This window comes from Pseudoflavonifractor intestinihominis (assembly GCF_040096055.1).
Classification (GTDB): Bacteria; Bacillota; Clostridia; order Oscillospirales; family Oscillospiraceae; genus Pseudoflavonifractor; species Pseudoflavonifractor intestinihominis.
The window spans coordinates 1-18,968 of record NZ_JBBMFK010000033.1; the positions used below are offsets into that span (position 1 = coordinate 1).

15 protein-coding genes are annotated in these 18,968 nt (G+C 65.2%); 11 read left to right on the top strand and 4 right to left on the bottom strand.

Annotated elements, in window-relative coordinates; genetic code table 11:
• Window positions 1–966: 966 nt before the first annotated feature.
• The 4 genes from WMO64_RS15105 (at window position 967) to WMO64_RS15120 (ending at window position 6,344) form a co-directional block, all read left to right on the top strand.
• Entirely contained in the window at window positions 967–3,666 is a 2,700-nt protein-coding gene (locus WMO64_RS15105) for a molybdopterin cofactor-binding domain-containing protein (RefSeq protein ID WP_349232499.1), read from the top strand.
• 15 nt (window positions 3,667–3,681) lie between these two features.
• Window positions 3,682–4,899, top strand: coding sequence for a PucR family transcriptional regulator (locus WMO64_RS15110; protein ID WP_349232500.1), 1,218 nt, complete (start codon window positions 3,682–3,684; stop codon window positions 4,897–4,899).
• A gap of 85 nt (window positions 4,900–4,984) precedes the next feature.
• Window positions 4,985–5,659 carry a cysteine hydrolase family protein gene (locus tag WMO64_RS15115; protein ID WP_349232501.1) on the top strand — a complete coding sequence of 225 codons (675 nt, stop codon included), beginning with the start codon at window positions 4,985–4,987 and terminating at the stop codon, window positions 5,657–5,659.
• A 22-nt stretch (window positions 5,660–5,681) separates the two neighbouring features.
• A complete protein-coding gene (locus WMO64_RS15120) occupies window positions 5,682–6,344 on the top strand; it encodes a YczE/YyaS/YitT family protein (protein WP_349232502.1) in 663 nt (220 codons plus the stop codon).
• Between the two features lie 91 nt (window positions 6,345–6,435).
• Here WMO64_RS15120 and WMO64_RS15125 read toward each other — a convergent pair whose 3' ends face one another.
• Window positions 6,436–6,606: a hypothetical protein gene (locus WMO64_RS15125; protein WP_349232503.1), complete on the bottom strand. Its 171-nt coding sequence runs from the start codon at window positions 6,604–6,606 to the stop codon at window positions 6,436–6,438.
• Between the two features lie 280 nt (window positions 6,607–6,886).
• On the opposite strand from WMO64_RS15125, the gene WMO64_RS15130 reads away from it, so the two are divergent.
• From WMO64_RS15130 to WMO64_RS15160, 7 genes are all read left to right on the top strand, one after another.
• Window positions 6,887–8,176, top strand: a complete 1,290-nt coding sequence (locus WMO64_RS15130; protein WP_349232504.1) for a dihydroorotase — start codon at window positions 6,887–6,889, stop codon at window positions 8,174–8,176.
• Window positions 8,177–8,204: 28 nt separating this feature from the next.
• A complete protein-coding gene (gene pyrF / locus WMO64_RS15135) occupies window positions 8,205–9,128 on the top strand; it encodes an orotidine-5'-phosphate decarboxylase (RefSeq protein ID WP_349232505.1) in 924 nt (307 codons plus the stop codon).
• Between the two features lie 11 nt (window positions 9,129–9,139).
• On the top strand, window positions 9,140–9,919 hold the full coding sequence (locus WMO64_RS15140) for a dihydroorotate dehydrogenase electron transfer subunit (protein ID WP_349232506.1): 780 nt from the start codon (window positions 9,140–9,142) through the stop codon (window positions 9,917–9,919).
• Between the two features lie 112 nt (window positions 9,920–10,031).
• Window positions 10,032–10,934 carry a dihydroorotate dehydrogenase gene (locus tag WMO64_RS15145; protein WP_349232528.1) on the top strand — a complete coding sequence of 301 codons (903 nt, stop codon included), beginning with the start codon at window positions 10,032–10,034 and terminating at the stop codon, window positions 10,932–10,934.
• Between the two features lie 31 nt (window positions 10,935–10,965).
• The gene (locus tag WMO64_RS15150; RefSeq protein ID WP_349232507.1) at window positions 10,966–12,129 is read left to right on the top strand and encodes a bifunctional histidine phosphatase family protein/GNAT family N-acetyltransferase; all 1,164 of its coding nucleotides are present in this window, start codon (window positions 10,966–10,968) and stop codon (window positions 12,127–12,129) included.
• An 85-nt stretch (window positions 12,130–12,214) separates the two neighbouring features.
• The gene (locus tag WMO64_RS15155; protein WP_349232508.1) at window positions 12,215–14,230 is read left to right on the top strand and encodes a YgiQ family radical SAM protein; all 2,016 of its coding nucleotides are present in this window, start codon (window positions 12,215–12,217) and stop codon (window positions 14,228–14,230) included.
• Between the two features lie 4 nt (window positions 14,231–14,234).
• The gene (locus WMO64_RS15160; protein WP_349232509.1) at window positions 14,235–14,813 is read left to right on the top strand and encodes a hypothetical protein; all 579 of its coding nucleotides are present in this window, start codon (window positions 14,235–14,237) and stop codon (window positions 14,811–14,813) included.
• Between the two features lie 32 nt (window positions 14,814–14,845).
• Here the strand turns inward: WMO64_RS15160 and vanT are convergent, their stop codons facing one another.
• The 3 genes from vanT to vanG are packed head-to-tail and all read right to left on the bottom strand — an operon-like array spanning window position 14,846 to window position 18,797.
• On the bottom strand, window positions 14,846–16,999 hold the full coding sequence (gene vanT / locus WMO64_RS15165; protein WP_349232510.1) for a serine racemase VanT catalytic subunit: 2,154 nt from the start codon (window positions 16,997–16,999) through the stop codon (window positions 14,846–14,848).
• Window positions 16,996–17,748, bottom strand: coding sequence for a D-alanyl-D-alanine carboxypeptidase family protein (locus WMO64_RS15170; RefSeq protein ID WP_349232511.1), 753 nt, complete (start codon window positions 17,746–17,748; stop codon window positions 16,996–16,998). Before WMO64_RS15170 ends, vanT begins: the two co-directional genes overlap by 4 nt.
• Window positions 17,745–18,797, bottom strand: a complete 1,053-nt coding sequence (gene vanG, locus WMO64_RS15175; RefSeq protein WP_349232512.1) for a D-alanine--D-serine ligase VanG — start codon at window positions 18,795–18,797, stop codon at window positions 17,745–17,747. Before vanG ends, WMO64_RS15170 begins: the two co-directional genes overlap by 4 nt.
• Window positions 18,798–18,968: the final 171 nt, after the last annotated feature.

The following is an 18,968-nucleotide window of genomic DNA, read 5'->3' on the forward strand; positions in this document are numbered from 1 at the left end:
AACAAAGTGGTGCCTGCGGATGACAGCGCCGTCCAGGCAGAGAATAAGAACGAATAAAATAAGAGGCCCCGCTGGATGCTCCAGCGGGGCCTCTTGTATTTATAATGCTATATCTTTCTCCCCAAGACAGCTTGATGGTAAGCGTCCAGTACAATCAGCTTGCGCTCCAGACGGACATCCACATACTGGGCAGTCACTGACTCAAGATTGGTAGAGAGCTGGAGCTGAATGCCGATGCCCTTCAGGCTGTGGTCTAAGATCTGACCCACGGTATAAAAGTCCCCGGTGAGCTGATACCTGTTAGTGGCCGCAGTGTGTCTCAGGGCATGAACAGGGCAAGTACAGGGGGCGAAAGCCTATACAGCCCCCGGATTTTGACTTCGTGGTCAGCCGGTGGAGAAAGGGCGAGCTCACCGCCGCCCGGGCGATGAAACGGCTGGGCATGAGCTCCAGCACCTTCTACCGGCGGGTGAAGGAGGGAGCGGGCAGGGCGTAGGTAGTGCTGGAGTAAAGACCCGCAATTAGGGGGAGTTTGTTGCTTCGTGCCGGAATGTAAAGTATGGGCAAGACCATCGGCGTCATCGGGGAGTGGCTGGACCGGCACGTGGTCTTTGTGCACCACCAGCATCAGCCTGTGAAGGCGAGAGAAGCCATTGCAAAATAATCGGGACCTGATTTCTGACATGTCTTGGCCCGCTGCAAGTGCAACCGCTTGCAGCGGGCTTTTTGCTGGAAAAAGCAACAGAAACCACCGGAGAAATGAGCAGGCGGGGAGAAAGAGACGTTCGGGTCTAATGCACAAAGAATTAGAAGAAAGTTTGTGTAAAGCATCCCAGGCGGGGGGCGGGACAATCTGATATAATCAGTATGTGAAAAAAACCACAATAACGGCAGGAAGAACGATCAGATCTGACTTGGAGCGGACGCCGGGCCCGGCGGAAGCTCCCATATGGATGGAGTGTTGACATGAAAGAAGCGGCGATTCAGTTTGTGCTGAACGGGAACCGGGTCTCCTGTACCTGTGATCCGGACATGACCCTTCTCCGCTATCTGCGGGGGACAGCGTGCCTGAAGGGCGCCAAGAACGGCTGCGGCACCGGCCACTGCGGCGCCTGCACGGTGCTGATGAACGGGCGGCCCATCCGCTCCTGCATTACCAAGATGTCCCGGGTGGACGGGACAGAGATCCTCACCATTGAGGGCCTGAAGGGGGAGGACGGCGGCCTCCATCCCATCCAGAAGGCGTTCCTGGACGTGGGCGCCATCCAGTGCGGCTTCTGTACGCCGGGGATGATCCTGGCAGCCAAGGCCCTGCTGGACAAGAATCCCGCCCCCACGGAGCAGGAGATCGTCAAGGCGCTGGAACACAACTACTGCCGCTGTACCGGCTATGTAAAGATCATTGAGGCGGTCTATCTGGCGGCGGCCCGGCTCCGGGGGGAGGAGCCCAGCCAGGAGGAGATCCGGTTCCTGGAGCACAGCACCATCTCCCTGGGGGAGCAGGAGGAGCGGGAGCCCCAGGAGCACAGAGTGCTGGGCAAGTCCATCTGGGATCTGGACGGCCCGGCCAAGGCCGACGGCACGCTGGCCTACTGCGGCGACATGGTGCGCAAGGACATGGCCTACGGCGCCTTTGTGTGGGCCCCCGCCCCCAAGGGCACAGTCACCGGCCTGGACCTGTCTGAGGCGGAGACCATGCCCGGCGTGCTGCGGATCGTCACCGCCAAAGACGTGCCTGGCGAGAACCGGCTGGGCACCTTTGACCGGGAACAGCCCGTGTTCTGTGACCGGGAGTTCAACTTCCTGGGGGACATGCTGGCCCTGGTGGTGGCCGAGAGCGAGGAGCAGGCCAGAGCGGCGGCCCGCGCGGTCAAGGTCAGCTGGCAGGCCGCCGACGGCATCTATACCATTGAGGACGGCATTGCCAAGGGCTCCATCCTCATGGAGAACGGCCGTCAGACCGGCGATGTGGAGGCGGCCAGAGGCGAAGCGGCGGTGACCGTGTCCGGCGACTACGAGCTGGAGCGGATCGAGCACGGTTGCCTGGAGCCGGAATGTGCCCTGGGATGCATTGAGGACGGGATGCTGGCCGTGTACGCCACCACCCAGTCCCCCTTTGAGATCCGCCGGATGCTGGGCCACATCATGGCCATGGTCGAGAGCGCCATCAAGGTGGTGGGCACCCATCTGGGCGGCGGCTTCGGCAGCAAGTGCGACGCCCACATCGAGGCGGCGGCGGCCGTGGCGGCCCATGTGATGAACGGCCCGGTGATGATCACCCTGGACCGGCGGGAATCCCTGCTGCTGTCCACCAAGCGCCACGCTTACCACACCAGTTATCAGGTGGGCTTCAACGCCGACGGCACCTTCTCCTATCTGGACGCATCACTCTGTTCCGACGCCGGCCCCTACAACAACCTGAGCGGCGGCGTACTGATGCAGAGCTGTATCTTTGCCGGCGGGCCCTACAACATCCCCAACATCTCGGTGAAGGGAAAAGCGGTGCGCACCAACAACGTGCTGGGCGGCGCGTTCCGGGGCTTCGGCATCAACCAGGGCGCCATCTGCATCGAGACCCTGATAGACGAGGCGGCGGAGAAGCTGGGGCTGGACCCCTTTGAGATCCGCCGGCGCAACGCTCTGCGTATCGGATCCCGCACCGTGGGCGGCGAGCTGCTCAAGCACAGCGTGGGGCTGGTGGACACCATCAACCTCTGCGAAAAGCTGACCCGTGAGGCGGTGGCGGAGTACGCGCCGCTGTATCCCCAGGGAGACAAGGTCCTGGGCGTGGGCGTGGCCAGCGGCTACAAGAACGTGGGCGTGGGCAAGGGCGTGCCCGATGACGGCGGGTGCATCCTCACCATCAAGGAGGACGGCCGGCTGGAGATGCGGGTGTCCGGCATCGACATGGGCCAGGGCTTCCGCACCGCCATGCTCCAGATCTGCGCCGAGGCCACCGGCTGGAAGACAGAAGATATCGACGTCATCTCGGGCGACACCTCCCGTACCCTCCGGCACGGGCAGGCGGTCAGCGAGCGACAGACCCTCAACTCGGGCCACGCCGTGGTGGAGGCGGCGGCCCGGCTGAAGGCCAAGTGCGAGGCCGAGCCCTGGAAGCCCGGAGAGCGCCGGCAGGCGGAGTTTTACTTTGTTGCGCCGCCCACCTACAAGCTGGAGGACGAGGAGGCGCGGCGCACCCAGGGGGACGAGTACCGCAACTATCCCGCCTACGCCTACACCACCCAGGCTGCCATCGTGGAGGTGGACAAGTCCAACGGCAAGGTGAAAGTGCTCAAGGTGGTGGCGGCCCATGACGTGGGCCGGGCCATCAATCCCCATATCATCGAGGGCCAGATCGAGGGCAGCTGCTCCATGGGCATCGGCTACGCGCTCCAGGAGTCCTTCCCGTCCAAGGACGGCGTGCCCGTCAACCTGTATTACGGCAAGCTGGGCCTGCCCAAGGCGGGGGAGACCCCGGCCTACGAGATCGCCCTGGTGGAGGACCCGGAGCCGCTGGGTCCCTTCGGCGCCAAGGGCATCTCCGAGGTGGCCACCGTGCCCATGACCCCGGCGGTGCTCAACGCTATCCACAACGCCGTGGGCGTGCGGATGCGCCAGCTGCCCGCCACGCCCGAACGGGTGCTGGAGGCCATACGGCGGGGATAAGGAGGTCGGGTCGCCGTGCTCAGCGTGAAAAGTCTGCTGGGCCTGGAGTGCTTCCGGCGCATCACGCTGGAGGCGGGGAAGGGCGGCCTGCACCGCCGCATCTCCTGGCCCAACATCGCCCAGACAGCCAGCATCCGGGAGTGGCTGGTGGGCGGAGATGTGATACTGATGAGCGGGGTGGGTCTGGACCACTCCGCCGGATTCCTCAACGACCTGATCCAGCAGGCCATCGCCGGGGACGCGGCGTGCCTCATCGTCCTGCTCCACCGGGACCTGATCCCGGAGATCCCGCCGGAGACCATTGCCTATGCCGACGCCCACGCCTTTCCGCTGTTTTCCGCGCCGTGGGACCTGCAGCTGGCCACGCTGATCGGCGAGGTGTCCACCCTGATTCTTCAGGACCAGTACGGTGAGAACCTGATGAACGAGCTGCTGGAGATGCTGCTGTTCAAGCGGGAGCTGATCCCGGAGGACCTGATGCCCAACCTGGTGGAGAAGTACCGGCTGAAGGGCCCCCACATCGTGGTGACCACCGCGTGCAACTGGGTCCACGCCGGGGTGGAGACGCCCATGCGCCTGGCTGAGCTGCCCATCCGGCGGCAGGTCAACAGCATGATGATCCAGACGCTGAAGGGGGCGTTTTCCCAGACCTACTACATCAACCGGGACTGGAACCTGGTGTTCCTCATCGGCCTGCGGCCCGGCCAGGCCCGGCAGCTCCGTCAGGCGCTGCAGGCGGTCCAGAGCCGGGCGGCGGAGGCCTACCACAATCTGCGGGTGCGGTTTGGGGCCGGGAATATCTACCATGAGCCGGAGCTGTTTGCCCGCAGCTGTCAGGAGGCCACCAAGGCCCTGAGCCTGTGCGGGGAGGAGGGCGTCACCTTCTTCTCCGACCTGGGCATCTTCCAGCTGCTGATGGAGCTGCCCGACCAGCGGCGGGTCCGGGAGTATGCGGCCGAGCAGCTGGCGCCTCTGCTGGAGTATGACGCAAAGTACAAGAAGAATCTGCTGCGGACCCTGGAGATCTACCTCCAGACCAGCTGCAGCTGTAAAAAGACGGCGGAGATCATGTACCTCCACCGCAATACGCTGACCTATCAGATCGACAAGATCCGCAGCCTGCTGGGGGTGTCCCTGGAGGAGGCGGAGGTGCGCAACCACCTCTACAACTGCCTGAAGCTCTACCGGTACAGCCGGGAGGGGCAGGGGGGCTATTTGGAGGGCGGATCGTAGGCGGCGCGAGCCTGAAGATCGTTGTCCAAGCATGGCAATCGCGGCATGTCAGAATAAAAACCATATTTTTAAGGAGGACATCCAGATGAAAGCTTACTTCAACAACGTGCAGAAAGAGGTTCCCCAGCAGCTCCAGGAGGTGTTCCTTGACCCCAAGGATACCGCGGTCATCACCATCGATATGCACGACGGCCACCTCTCCGAGGACCCGGCGTGCCCCTGCCCCTCTCCCCGCGGCCGGGAGATCGTGGAGCCCCTGAACAACTTCATGGCTGAATGCCGCAAGCTGGGTCTGCCCATCATCCACGTGCGCTCCACCCTGCGCAGGGACGGCGCGGACGAGAAGCTGTACCCCTCCGCCTGGCGCATGGTGTTCCCCATGACCGTGGGCGAGATCCCCAACATCGCCGAGCACGCCCTGGAGGGCACCCGCTGGAACAAGATGTCCATTGACGTCCACGACGAGGACTATATGGTCACCACCAAGAAGCGCCTGTCCGCCTTCTATCCCACCGACATAGAGCTGCTGCTGCGCAATCTGGGCATCCGCCGGGTGGTCCTCACCGGCTGCATGACCGACTGCTGCGTCATCAATACCGCCTTTGACGCCGCCAACCGGGACTTCCGCGTGGTGGTGCCCCAGGACCTGACCCGGGGCTCCGAGCACCTGGAGATCCCCGCCCTCCAGATGATCTCCCTCCACCTGGGCCTGGTGGTGGACTCCGCCGACCTGCTGGAGCACTGGAAGCAGGCCCTGTAAGACGGACGGGGAGGGGAACGATATGAAACATACGCCCAAAAGCCTGATTCTGCGCTGCCTGGTCATCCTGCTGGGGACCATTGTGGCGGCCTTCGGATGCGCGTCCTTTGTCAAGTGTTCTTCTCTGGGCCTGGCCCCGGTCGACGCCTTCATCATGGGCCTGGGCGGCAAGCTGGGCACCAGCTACGGCGTGACGCTGAACATCGTCAACATCATCCTCTTCATCTTCCTGCTGATCTTCAACCGCAAGATGATCCACTTCGGCACCGTCATCTACACCCTGCTGGTGGGCACCTTCTCCGACCTGTTCATCGCCCTGCTCACCAAGGTGCTGGGTGAGGACCCTGCGCTGCCGGTCAAGGTGGTCCTGCTCATCATCGCGGTGGTGACCTTCGCCTTCGGCCTGGGCCTGTATCAGTCCGCCCAGCTGGGCGCCGGCCCCATCGACGGCTTCAACCAGACCATCGCCAAGTGGACCAAGCTCCCCCTCAAGTACGAGCGGATCGCCTGCGACGTGATCATGGCCCTGCTGGGCTTCCTGCTGGGCAGCACCATCTTCGTGGGCACGGTCCTGGGCATGTTTGCCGTGGGCCCCATCATGGGCCCCACCATCACCCGGCTGGCCCCTGTGGTCGACAAGTGGGCGGACGGGGACCGCAGCGAGGCAGACAAGGTCGCCGGCTGAGCTGTGCGCCTGAACGGAATATGTACGCAACGCCCCGGAGGGAAGGCCGTTCCCTCCGGGGCGTCCGCCTGTCCTGCTGTTCCGGGACGGGTCACATGCCCATGGTGTCGGACAGGTTCTCCACCACCTCGCCCACGGCCTTGATGGCCTTGTCGGCGGCCCGCTTGATCTCCCGCTTTCTGGTGCCCGTCATGGCCATGCCCAGGGCGGCGCCGGCCACCATTCCCATCCCGATGCCGGCAATAAACTGGTGCTTTGTCATGGTTTTACGCCTCCTTTTCTGGTCCGCGCTTATTGTTCCCCGAAAAGCGGAAAAATGCGTTGCTAAATAATGTGATTGGATGCTATAATATATCTGTCCGGCCAGCCGCGGGAGAGCGGGACACGGCCAGACACAAAATATGGAAAAATATGCTTGCCCCGGTTATCACAGTGACCGGAAGCGCATAGGTTCGCAGGCAAAGGGGCGGGGAAGACCTGGTCCCTTTTTTGGTGCGCACAGGCGGGGAGAGACCCCGCCGGACGCGGAAAGGAGTGGTATTTTGAAGCTGCTGATCCGCCAGGGAAAGCTGGTTGACCCCGTAGGGGGCATCGGCGGAGTGATGGACGTATTGATCGAGGACGGGAAGATCGCCGTCATCGGCAGTGATATCCGGGAGCCGGACGCCCAGGTGATCGACGCACGGGGCATGGTGGTGTGCGCCGGACTGATCGACATGCACGTCCATCTGCGGGAGCCCGGCTTTGAGTACAAGGAGACCATTGAGACGGGCTGCCGGGCGGCGGCGGCGGGCGGCTTTACGGGCATCGCCCCCATGGCCAACACCCGCCCGGTCACCGACAGCCCGGAGCAGGTGGCCTTCATCCGCCAGAAGGCGGAGGAGGCCGGACTGGTGCGGGTGTACCCCATCGGGGCGGTATCCAAGGGGCAGAAGGGACAGGAGCTCACCGACGCGGCCGCCCTGCGGGAGGCGGGAGCCGTGGCCCTGTCGGACGACGGCGTGCCCGTCCAGAACGCCAACCTGCTGCGGGACGCCCTGATCCTGGCCCACCGGCACCATTTGACTGTGCTCTCCCACTGTGAGGATGCGGATATGGTGGGCAACCGGGCGGTGAACGAGGGCCGCGTCTCCCGCCAGCTCCGGCTGGACGGACGGCCCGCCATCGCCGAGGAGCTGCAGGTCATGCGGGACGCTATGCTGGCCGAGGAGACGGGCGCGGCAGTCCACATCTGCCATATCTCCACGGCCAAATCGGTGGCCATCGTCCGGCGCTACAAGCGCAAGGGTGTGCAGATCACCTGCGAGACCTGCCCCCAGTACTTCACCCTCACCGAGGATGAGATCCTGACCAAGGGCACCATGGCCCGGGTCAACCCGCCCCTGCGCACCAGGGCGGACGTGGAGGGGATCATCGAGGGCCTGAAGGACGGTACCATCGACGCCATCGCCACCGACCACGCCCCCCACTCCGCCGAGGAGAAGGCCAGACCCCTCACCGAGGCCCCCAGCGGCATGGTGGGGCTGGAGACCGCCCTGGGCGTCACCCTGACCGCCCTGTACCACACCGGGGAGATGGGCCTGTCCGACATTCTGCGGAAGATGACCATGAACCCGGCCTGTATTCTGCGCCTTCCCCACAAGGGCCGCCTGGCCATCGGCGGGGACGGCGACCTTGTCATCTTCGACCCGGAGGAGAAGTGGACCGTGGACCCGGAGAAGTTCTATTCCAAGGGCCGCAACACCCCCTTCGCCGGCATGGAGCTGAAGGGCAAGGTCAAATATACCGTGGTCGGCGGCAAGATCGTATACCAGGATCAGCCCAAGGGCTGAAACAGATAGAGAGCAGGAGGAAAAAGACATGTCTTTCGACGTTTTGCAGGAGAAGATTCTGGAGAAGCATAACCCCACCGTGGCCGGTCTGGACCCCAAGCCGGAGCAGATTCCCGCCCACATTCTGGAGGGGGCCTACAAGGTCTACGGCACTGGCCTGGCCGGCGCAGCTGAGGCGGTGTGGCAGTTCAACCGGGGCCTGATCGACGCCCTGTGCGATGTGGTGCCCGCTGTGAAGCCCCAGGCCGCCTACTATGAGCGGCTGGGCTGGCGGGGCATGGAGGTCATGGAGCGCACCATCGACTACGCCCACGAGAAGGGGCTTTTTGTCATCGCGGACGTCAAGCGGGGCGACATCGGCTCCACCGCCCAGGCCTACGCCGACGGCTGGCTGGCGGGCACCAAGGTGGGGGAGGAGACCTACAAGGTCTTTGACGCCGACTGCGTCACCCTCAACGGCTACATGGGCTCCGACACCCTGAAGCCCTTCCTGGACGCCTGCAAGGCAAACGACAAGAGCATGTTCGTGCTGGTCAAGACCTCCAATCCCGGCTCCGGCGAGCTGCAGAACGTGGCCGCCGGCGAGAGCCTGATCTACCAGCGCATGGGAGACATGGTGGAGACTCTGGGCAAGGGCCTGGAGGGCAAGTACGGCTACACCCCTGTGGGCGCGGTCACCGGCGCCACCTGGCCCCAGGAGCTGAAGGACCTGCGGGCCCGGATGCCCCACACCTTCTTCCTGGTGCCCGGCTACGGCGCCCAGGGCGGCACCGCCGAGGACGTGCAGTACGCCTTTGACAAGAAGGGCTGCGGTGCCATCGTCAACGCCTCCCGGTCCATCATGTGCGCCTGGCAGAAGACCGGCGGCGACGGCCACGACTTCCGGGACGCCGCCCGCGCTGCCGCCGAGGCCATGCGGGACGCCATCGGCGCCTACGTGAAGATGGGCTGAGGTGGCAATCAATGAAGGTCGAGACAAAGTGTAAAATCGTCCAGAAGGTCTGGCTCAACCCGGACACGGTCTATATGGTGCTGGAGGCGGGCTCCATGGTGCGGGACACCTGTAAGGCCCCGGGCCAGTTCGTGCACATCAAGTGCGGCGAGGGCAGCTTCCTCCGCCGTCCCATCTCGGTGTGCTCCTGCATGGAGGATGAGCCGGAGGACACCGTGGCCATCGTCTTTGAGCGGCGTGGCACCGGCACCGACTGGCTGGCCCAGCGGGAGTGCGGGGAGTACCTGGACGTGCTGGGCTTCCTGGGCAACGGCTTCACCATGAAGCCGGAGGGCCGCTACCTGCTGGTGGGCGGCGGCATCGGCGTGCCCCCCATGCGGGGCTGCGCCCAGTACACCATGGGCCGCTCCACCGCCATCCTGGGCTTCCGCACCGCCCAGCGGGCCATCCTGCTGGACCAGTTCAAGCAGGAGTGCGACCAGGTGCTGGTGGCCACCGACGACGGCACCATGGGCCACCACGGTTTTGTGGACGCCCTGGTCCGCCAGGTGCTTGAGAAGGATAAAGACTTTACAGCCGTTCTGGCCTGCGGCCCCAAGCTGATGCTGCGCTCCGTCTGGAAGGTGGCGAAGGAGTTTGGTGTGCCCTGCCAGGTGTCCATGGAGGAGCGGATGGCCTGCGGCGTGGGCGCCTGTCTGGGCTGCGCCACCCCCATGGCCGACGGCACCATGAAGCACGTCTGTAAGGACGGCCCCATTTTCCCTGCGGAGGAGGTGGACTGGAATGCCTGAGTATAACCGCACCTGGCTGCCCCAGGCGGAGCAGTTCGCCGGCCAGTGTCCGGAAAAGCAGCCGGAGACAGACGCGCCCTGGACTCCTGCCCAGCCCATTGACGGGCTGGACATGTCGGTGACCCTGGCGGGCATGACCATGAAGAACCCCATCGTGGTGGCCTCGGGCACCTTCGGCTTTGGCCGGGAGTACGGCAAGCTGTACGACATCAGCCGCCTGGGCGGCATCTGCGTCAAGGGCCTGACCCCCGCCCGCCGGGAGGGCAATCCCGCCCCCCGCATCGCCGAGACTCCCATGGGCATGCTCAACTCCGTGGGCCTTCAGAACCCCGGCGTGGACGCCTTCATTGCCCATGAGCTGCCCCGGCTCAAGGACATCGACATCCGCATCATTGCCAACATCTCGGGCAACACCCCCGAGGAGTACGGCGTCATGTGCGAAAAGCTGTCCGCCGCCGGCGTGGATATGATCGAGGTCAACATCTCCTGTCCCAACGTGAAGGCGGGCGGCCTGGCCTACGGCACCCGGCCTGAGCTGGCCGCCGAGGTGACGGAGGAGGCCAAGAAGCATTCCACCGTCCCCGTGATGGTGAAGCTGTCCCCCAACGTGACCGATATCACGGAGATCGCCCGTGCGGTGGAGGGGGCGGGCGCCGACGCCATCTCCCTCATCAATACCATCCGGGGCATGCGGATCGACCTGAAGACCAGGCGGCCCATCCTGAGGATGAACACCGGCGGCCTGTCCGGCCCGGCGGTGTTCCCGGTGGCGGTGCGCATGGTCTGGGAGGTTGCAAACGCCGTGAAGGTGCCTGTGCTGGGCATGGGCGGCGTGTCCAACGGCCGGGACGCGGCGGAGATGATGCTGGCAGGCGCCACGGCGGTGTCCGTGGGCGCGGCCTGCTTTGCCGACCCCTATGCGCCGGTCAAAACCGTGGATGAGCTGGCCAAAATCGCCGCGGAGCAGGGCCTGAGCCAGGTCTCCCAGCTGACCGGAGCCGTGCGGCCCTGGTAAAGCGCCCAATCCAGAAAACAGGAGTGGTCCCATGACCCGAATTTATATCGTCCGCCACGCGGAGGCGGAGGGAAATCTGTACCGCCGGGCCCACGGCTGGTACAACAGCCTGATCACCCAGCGGGGCTACCGGCAGATCGCCGCCCTGGCCCACCGCTTTGAGCAGGTCCATATCGACGCGGCGTATTCCAGCGATCTCTTCCGCACCATGACCACCGCCCGGGCCGTCTACGAGACCCATGGCCTGGAGCTGCACACCCTTCCGGCCCTGCGGGAGATCAACCTGGGGGACTGGGAGGATATGCCCTGGGGTGAGATCCTCCGCCGGGACGGGGTGCGGATGAAGCAGTTCAGCACCGCGTCACCCGACTTCCAGGCGCCGGGCGGGGAGAGCTTCGCCCAGGCAGGGGGCCGCGTGTACGGCGCGGTGATGGACATCGCCAGGGCCCATCCGGGCCAGACGGTGGCGGTGTTCTCCCACGGTACGGTGATCCGCCAGCTCCAGGGCATCATCCGGGGCATGGACCCCAGGGAGGTCCGCACCCTGGGCCACGCGGACAACACCGCCGTCACCTGCGTGGAGGTGGAGGACGGGAAGGCGCGGGTGGTGTTTGAGAACGACAACAGCCACCTGCCCGAGGAGATCTCCACCCTGGCCCACCAGAGCTGGTGGCGGCACCGGGACGGCAACGCCGCCGACCCCAACCTGTGGTTCGCGCCTCTGGATATGGAGCACGACAGCGAGCTCTACTACCAGGCCCGCAAGGAGGCGTGGATCAATATCCACGGCTCTCTGACCCACTTTGACGGGGACGGCTTTGTCCGGGAGGCGCTGGAGCAGTGCCGTCAGGACAGCCGGGCGGTGACCGCCGCCTACCTGGGGGACGAGATGGTGGGCATCATCCAGATGGCCACGGAGCGGGACAAGGAGCAGGGCGTGGGGTACATCCCGTTCTGCTATATGCTGCCCGACCGCCGGAAGCAGGGCCTGGGGGTCCAGCTGCTGGGGGAGGCGGTGTCGGTGTACCGCCCCCTGGGCCGGGACAGGCTGCGCCTGCGCTGCGCGCCGGACAACCACATAGCCCAGCGGTTTTACAAACGCTACGGCTTCCATAAGATCGGCGAGGCCCAGGGTACCCGGGTCCCGCTGGACCTGATGGAGAAGTACATCGGATACGAGCCCCAAAAGTTCTGAGACCGGGGCGAAGCCATACGGACAAGTGCCCGTATGGCTTCTGTGTTAGAGGATGTAATGATATTTCACTTTACAGGAGAGAACCATGAGCATTGACGCACGGCAGTTTCTGCCGGTTTCCAAACAGGATATGGCGGAGCGGGGTTGGGATTCCTACGACTTCCTGGTGATCACCGGGGACGCCTATGTGGACCACCCCTCCTTTGGCCCGGCCATCATCTCCCGCCTGCTGGAGCACGAGGGCTACCGGGTGGCCATTCTGGCCCAGCCGGACTGGCGCAAGGCGGAGAGCTTTACAGCACTTGGCCGCCCGCGGCTGGCCGTTCTCATCTCCAGCGGCAACATCGACTCCATGGTGGCCCACTACACAGTGGCCAAACGCCGCCGCCAGGACGACGCCTATTCCCCGGGGAACAAGGCGGGCCTGCGGCCGGACCACGCGGTGGTGGTGTACGCCAACAAGGTGCGGGAGGCCTTTTGGGACATCCCGGTGGTCATCGGCGGTCTGGAGGCGTCCCTCCGCCGCTTTGCCCACTACGACTACTGGGACGACAAGGTGCGCCGCTCCGTCCTGCTGGACAGCCAGGCCGATTTGCTGGTCTACGGCATGGGTGAGACGGCCACCAAGGAGATCGCTGCCCGTCTGGCCTCCGGCACCCCCATCGGGGAGATCACCGACGTGCGGGGTACCGCCTTCCTGGCGGAAAACCCCTCTGCCTGCGCCTACCCCATGGTGGAGGTGGCCTCCTTTGAGACGGTGGCCGGGGACAAGCGGGCCTATGCCGAGGCCAACATGACCGAGTACAAGGAGCACGACCCCATCGTGGGCCGGGCCATCCTCCAGCGCCACGGCCGGGACCTGCTGGTGGTCAACCCGCCCGCCATGCCCCTCACCACCGAGGAGCTGGACCTGGTGGCCGAGCTGCCCTACGTCCGGGAGCCCCACCCCATGTACGACAGCATGGGCGGCGTGCCCGCCATTGAGGAGGTCCGGTTCTCGGTGGCCCACAACCGGGGCTGCTTCGGCGCCTGCAACTTCTGCTCCCTGGCCTTCCACCAGGGCCGGATCATCTCCTCCCGTAGCCATGAGAGCGTCATCCGGGAGGTGACCGCCCTGACCAAGCACCCCGGGTTCAAGGGGTATATCCACGACGTGGGCGGCCCCACCGCCAACTTCCGCCGCCCCGCCTGCAAGAAGCAGATGAAGGCCGGCCTGTGCAAGAACCGGGCCTGCCTGTCTCCGGAGGCCTGCCCCAACCTGGACGCGGACCACACCGACTACCTCATGCTCTTGCGGAAGCTGCGGGAGATCCCCGGTGTGAAGAAGATCTTCATCCGGTCCGGCATCCGCTTTGACTACATGATGAAGGACAAGAGCGGCGAGTTCTTCGCCGACCTGGTGAAATACCACGTCTCCGGCCAGCTGAAGGTGGCGCCGGAGCACTGTGTCAACTCAGTGCTGGACTACATGGGCAAGCCCCATATTGAGGTCTACGAAAAGTTCCGCCAGAAGTATGAGCGGCTCAACCAGAAGTACGGCAAGGAGCAGTATCTGGTGCCCTACCTCATGTCCTCCCACCCGGGCTGCACCCTGGAGGACGCGGTGAAGCTGGCCGAGTGGCTCAACAAGTCGGGCCGTCAGCCCGAGCAGGTTCAGGACTTCTATCCCACCCCCGGCACTCTGTCTACCTGCATGTATCACACCGGCATTGACCCCCGCACCATGCAGCCGGTCTTTGTGCCCACCAACCCCCATGACAAGGCCATGCAGCGGGCCCTCATGCAGTGGAAGCGGCCGGAGAAGCGGCCTCTGGTACTGGAGGCCCTCCACCGGGCCCACCGGGAGGACCTGATCGGCTTTGGAAAGCACTGTCTGGTGCGGCCCAACGGCCCCCAGGGCGGCCAGAGCCACGCCAATGGTCCGGAGCGGGACAAAAGCCAGAAGGGCGGCAAGCCCCGGAAGCGTCCTGAGGAGAAGCTGAAGCAGGCGGGCAAGCGGGTGGAGCACAATACGCCCACGCCCTCCCGCAAGGCGGGCTGGGCCAAACCCAAGGCCAAGAAGAATGCCAAGCCCAACCAGGGCAGGCGGGGGAGAGGGTAAGCTCATGGCGGACGTACCCCGAAATGAGGACGCGCCCCAGCCGCTGACCCTGACCTACACCTGGGACCGGGACACGCTGGCCCAGGCCCTGGAGCAGGTCAACCTGCACCGGGCCAGGAGTCTGCTCTACTGGCGGCCCACCACGGTGCTGATGGCGGTGTGCGGGGTGCTGTTCCTGGTACTGGCCGTTCTCCGGGTGCCCCACATGGTGCGCTGGCCGGAGCTGGTCAATGTGCCGGAGGTGTCCGCTCTTATCGTCCCGCTGGCGGCAGGGCTGGCCCTGAGCACAGTCTGGCTGCCGTTGCTGCGGCCCTTTGTCCGCGCCCGGGTGGCCCTAGAGCTGGAACAGGGGACCTGTGCCTGTCTCCTGGAGGGGCGGCAGACCGTCCGCCTCTCACCGGAGGGCCTGGCGTACTGCCACGGCGCAGCCTGTGACCTGACGCCGTGGCGGCAGGTGCGGGCCGTCTGGCGCACCGGCGGGACTGTGGCGGTCTACCTCCGGGACGGCGGCTTCCGTCTCATCCGCTGCGACTCCTCCGCCCGGGCGGTGGAGCAGTGCCTGCGGCAATATATTGGGAAATAGGAAACGCCCTCTGCCAAGCAGAGGGCGTTTTTCTATGGAATCAGGACCCGGGTGACCCGTTCTCCCAGCCGGGAGAGCAGCTCGTTGGTGATGGTACCGGCGGCCTGGGCCACCTCTTCGGCGGTGAGGACCTGTTCGCCGTCCCGGCCTATGAGGGTGACGGTGTCCCCCTCACGGGCCTCCGGGATACCGGTTACGTCCACCAGCAGCTGGTCCATGCAAATCAGCCCCGCTACCGGGGCGAATTTGCCCCGGATAAGCACCCTGCCCCTGCCGTTGGACAGGCTGCGGGGGTACCCGTCGGCGTAGCCGATGGTGACCGCTGCCACCCGGGCGGGGCTGGAAGGGGCAAAGGCGCCGTCGTATCCGGCGCAGTCCCCGGGCGACAGGGCGTGGATGCGGGCGATCTTCGCCCGGAGGGACAGGACAGGCCGCAGGTCGGGCGGGGTACCCACCTGTTCGTCTGGGCGGCTCAGTACGCCGTACAGGGCGATGCCAGGCCGGGCGTAGGCCATGCCGGACTGAGGAGGGTAGTTGAGCAGGCCGTAGCTGCTCAGGGCGTGGAGGGCCAGCGGCCCATAACCGGCGGCCGTGACCAGCTCCGCCGCCTGGCGGAAGCGGCCCAACTGCTCCTGGGTGTGCCGGACCGCGTCAGGTGCGAGAGACTCGGAGAAGGCCAAGTGAGTGAACAGCCCTGTGACCCGGAGCCGTTTCAGGCCGCAGGCGGTCAGCAGACTGTCCCCGCCGTCCCAGGAGAACCCAAGCCGGTGCATGCCGGTATCAATGGCCAGATGGACCTTCACCCTGCAGCCTGAATCGTTCAGCGCCCGGGCATACGCAGGGCCCACCACCGCCTGGGTCAGCCGCCAGCGGGCGAGGGTCCGGGACTGCTCCGGCGGCGTCCAGCCCAGAATCAGGATTTCTCCCTTGATCCCGGCTCTGCGGAGGCGGATGCCCTCTGCCAACGTGGCCACCGCGAAGGCTTTCACGCCGTTTTCCATGCAGACCCGGGCGGTAAGAACATCCCCGTGGCCGTAGGCGTTGGCCTTCACCACCGCCATCAGTTCACAGCCAGAGGGGAGCAGCTTCGTCAGCCGGCCGATGTTGTGGGCCAGGGCGGAGCGGTCGATCTCCGCCCTGGCCCGGAGGGCAGGCGGAGAGCTTTGCACGCGTCCCCGCCGCTGCCGCCAGAGGGCAAAGGGGAGAGCGGCCAGCAGGGAGGCGGTGGCAACGGCCAGATAGTGGAGCAGGCTGCTGCCCAGCAGGAAGCCGTCCTGAGACAGGAGGCCCAGAGCCTTGGCTCCGCCCCGCACTGCCACGATACAGAGGGGATGGAGCACGTAGACCGCCGTGGACGCTGTACGAATAGCTGAAAAGCTATTGAGCTTTACAGAACAGAGCAGCCGCATCAGGGGCCAGATGCACAGGGGCAGGGCCAGATACATGCTGTCGTGCCGGGCAGAGCCCAGCTGGGCCACCAGTTCTCCCTCCGCCATCAGCAGGGCCAGCCCGCCGCAGAGCAGTGCGCAATACTGGCGGCCGGCCAGGCGGGGCGGGTGCTCCCGCAGGAGCACGCCCAGCAGAAGGAACAGGGGAGCGAGAAACAGGCCGTTTCTGGTGTAGTCGAAGCAGGAGAAGAGAAGGCCGTAAAAGGCGCTCAGGGGCGCCAGGACGGCGGAGAGGCCGTAATAGCTGTCGCCCAGCAGCCCGACCAGATAGAGCAGTCCGCAGACGGCCAGGGTGCCCCGCTCTCCCAGTCGCCGGAGCAGGAGGAATACGATGACAGCGCCCAGCACAGCGGCGGGGAAGTACCAGAGGTGGTAGAAGGGGCCGTTGAACACCAGGTCGGCGGCCAGGGAGAGGGGCGTGCAGCCGCGGAAGTAACCGTTGCGGGCCATGAGGGGCAGGTAGACCAGGATGGAAATGCCGTAAAGTAATAATACTTTGCAGCAAAAACGCCGCAGACCGCGCCACCCCTTCTGCACCCCGGAGGCCAGGAAAAATCCGCTGACCGCCAAAAAGAAGGGGACGGCCAGCCTGGCGAGAATGTCGGTGATGAGGTAGTTGGCCTGACTGCTGACGGTGAGCAGAGGGCCGGTGTGGACGGCCACCACCAGCAGGGCGGCGGGGATGCGGAACAGGTCCAGGCCCCCGTACTGTGCCGGGGATTTCCCTGAGGCGTTCACAGCACATCCCTCCAGACCGTGACCACCACGCCGTTCCCGTTGTTCCCCGACCACTGGCACAGGGTGTTTCTGGGCAGGCGATCAGGCAGGCACTCCAGATCGGCCCGGGGGACGGTATACAGCTCAAAGGAGCGGCCCTGTTCCTGAAAGCGGAGGTGGGGGCCGGACTCCGGGTAGTCCTCCAGCAGGCGGATGTACTCCTCCAGCACCAGGCCCTCCCGCTCCATCAGCCTGGCGTGGGGCCAGCCCACATAGCGGAAATGCCAGGGCTCAAACTGGATGCCGGTGATATTAGTTTTGTCCTCCGGATAGCGGAGGATAAAGCCGTACTCAGAGGCCCGGCGGCGGAAGGTGCGGAACACGCCGGTGTCGGGGAACTGCGGGCGGATAAAGTCCAGGTCGGGGCGGTGCTCCCCCAGGTCGATGGCCAAACCGGTCTGGTGCTCGCTGCATCCCGGCAGGGCCACGTAGGCCCGGGTAAAGGCCTCGCCGCTGTCCCGGAGAGAGCGGGAGAAGATGGCTTCCTGCTCTGCCCGGCTGCGGTAGCCGCTGACCGGCACGATCTCCCCCGCACAGCCCAGGTCGGAGAGAAAGCGGCTGAGCACCGTTCCCGCACGGGCGTCCAGCAGGATATTCGGGCGGCGGCTGTCAGGGGGCAGAAGGGAGGCGACAGCGGGCTCCTGCGCCAGTGGATGGGACTGGTTTACCAGCACCAGCGACCCGGTGCGCACCATCTCCGCCGGGGTCATAGGTCCACCGCCTGTTCCACCAGCCGGTTTACCAGTGCGGGGAAGTTCAGGCCTACCCCCGCCATCATGGCCGGGTAGCGGCTGTGGGAGGTGAAGCCGGGGATGGTGTTGATCTCGTTGAATACGATCTCTCCCTCCGGCGTGAAGAAGAAGTCCGCCCGGGCGCAGCCGGTGCAGCCCAGCGCCCGGTAGGCTGTAACGGCGGCGCGCTGGACCCGGGCCTCGTCTTCAGGCGTGATACGGGCGGGCATGTGGATCTTGGCGGTGAGGAGCTGGTATTTTTCCGTGTAGTCAAAAAAGCCGTTCGCCAGCTCGATCTCATCCACCCGCCCCACGGTCAGGGTCTCGGTGCCCAGTACGGCGCAGCCCACCTCGAACCCGGGGACGCCCTCCTCGATGACCACCTTGTTGTCGTGGGCCAGAGCGGCGGCCACAGCCTGAGGCAAATCGGCCCGGTGGGTGACCTTGGTGATGCCGAAGGAGGAGCCGGCCCTGGCCGGCTTGACGAACAGGGGGAGCTTCAGCCCGGCAGTCAGGTCGGGGAGCAGGGCCGGGTCCTCCCAGGCCCGGAACAGGGCGGAGCGGGGCACCGCCAGCCCGGCGGAGGCGGCCAGCCGGTGGGCTATGTCCTTGTCCATGCATACGGCGGAGCTCAGGCTGCCGCAGCCCACCACAGGGATGCCCGCCAGTTCCAGCAGGCCCTGGACCGTGCCGTCCTCGCCGTTTTTTCCGTGGAGCACGGGGAAGGCGGCGTCCAGCCGGATGACCGACGGCCCGGCGGCGGCCAGGAGCAGGAGCCCGTGGGTCTCCCGGTCGGGAGAGATGAGGGCGGGGGTGCAGTGGACGGCATCGTGATGCCAGGTGTCGGCGGGGATGCGGTCCACAGGGCCGTCATAGCGCAGCCAGCGCCCGTCCCGGGTGATGCCCAGCAGGACCAGGTCGTATCTGGTCCGGTCCAGGTGGGTGATCACCGCGTGGGCGGACTGGAGGGAGACGGGATACTCTGTAGAACAGCCGCCGAAGAGAACTGCAATGGTCTTTTTATCCATATCAAACGCCTTCTTTCTTTGGCGTCATTATAACGGAAATGCTGGCGGCGTTTTTGACAGCGGAGTTTCGATTTTCTTACAAAAAGAGGTCGGAGTTCTTACAAAAAAATGGGTCTCTGATTTGTGGAAAATTCCCTTTGAAAAGATGGGGCAGATTTTATATAATATTTT

Bases quoted from the DNA above. Each gene is read 5' to 3' on its own strand.
- vanG (WP_349232512.1), bottom strand. From the start codon at position 18,797: ATGGATAAAAAGACCATTGCAGTTCTCTTCGGCGGCTGTTCTACAGAG.
- WMO64_RS15125 (WP_349232503.1), bottom strand. From the start codon at position 6,606: ATGACAAAGCACCAGTTTATTGCCGGCATCGGGATGGGAATGGTGGCC.
- WMO64_RS15105 (WP_349232499.1), top strand. From the start codon at position 967: ATGAAAGAAGCGGCGATTCAGTTTGTGCTGAACGGGAACCGGGTCTCC.
- WMO64_RS15120 (WP_349232502.1), top strand. From the start codon at position 5,682: ATGAAACATACGCCCAAAAGCCTGATTCTGCGCTGCCTGGTCATCCTG.
- WMO64_RS15160 (WP_349232509.1), top strand. From the start codon at position 14,235: ATGGCGGACGTACCCCGAAATGAGGACGCGCCCCAGCCGCTGACCCTG.
- WMO64_RS15155 (WP_349232508.1), top strand. From the start codon at position 12,215: ATGAGCATTGACGCACGGCAGTTTCTGCCGGTTTCCAAACAGGATATG.
- WMO64_RS15170 (WP_349232511.1), bottom strand. From the start codon at position 17,748: ATGACCCCGGCGGAGATGGTGCGCACCGGGTCGCTGGTGCTGGTAAAC.
- WMO64_RS15140 (WP_349232506.1), top strand. From the start codon at position 9,140: ATGAAGGTCGAGACAAAGTGTAAAATCGTCCAGAAGGTCTGGCTCAAC.
- WMO64_RS15115 (WP_349232501.1), top strand. From the start codon at position 4,985: ATGAAAGCTTACTTCAACAACGTGCAGAAAGAGGTTCCCCAGCAGCTC.
- pyrF (WP_349232505.1), top strand. From the start codon at position 8,205: ATGTCTTTCGACGTTTTGCAGGAGAAGATTCTGGAGAAGCATAACCCC.
- WMO64_RS15145 (WP_349232528.1), top strand. From the start codon at position 10,032: ATGTCGGTGACCCTGGCGGGCATGACCATGAAGAACCCCATCGTGGTG.
- WMO64_RS15150 (WP_349232507.1), top strand. From the start codon at position 10,966: ATGACCCGAATTTATATCGTCCGCCACGCGGAGGCGGAGGGAAATCTG.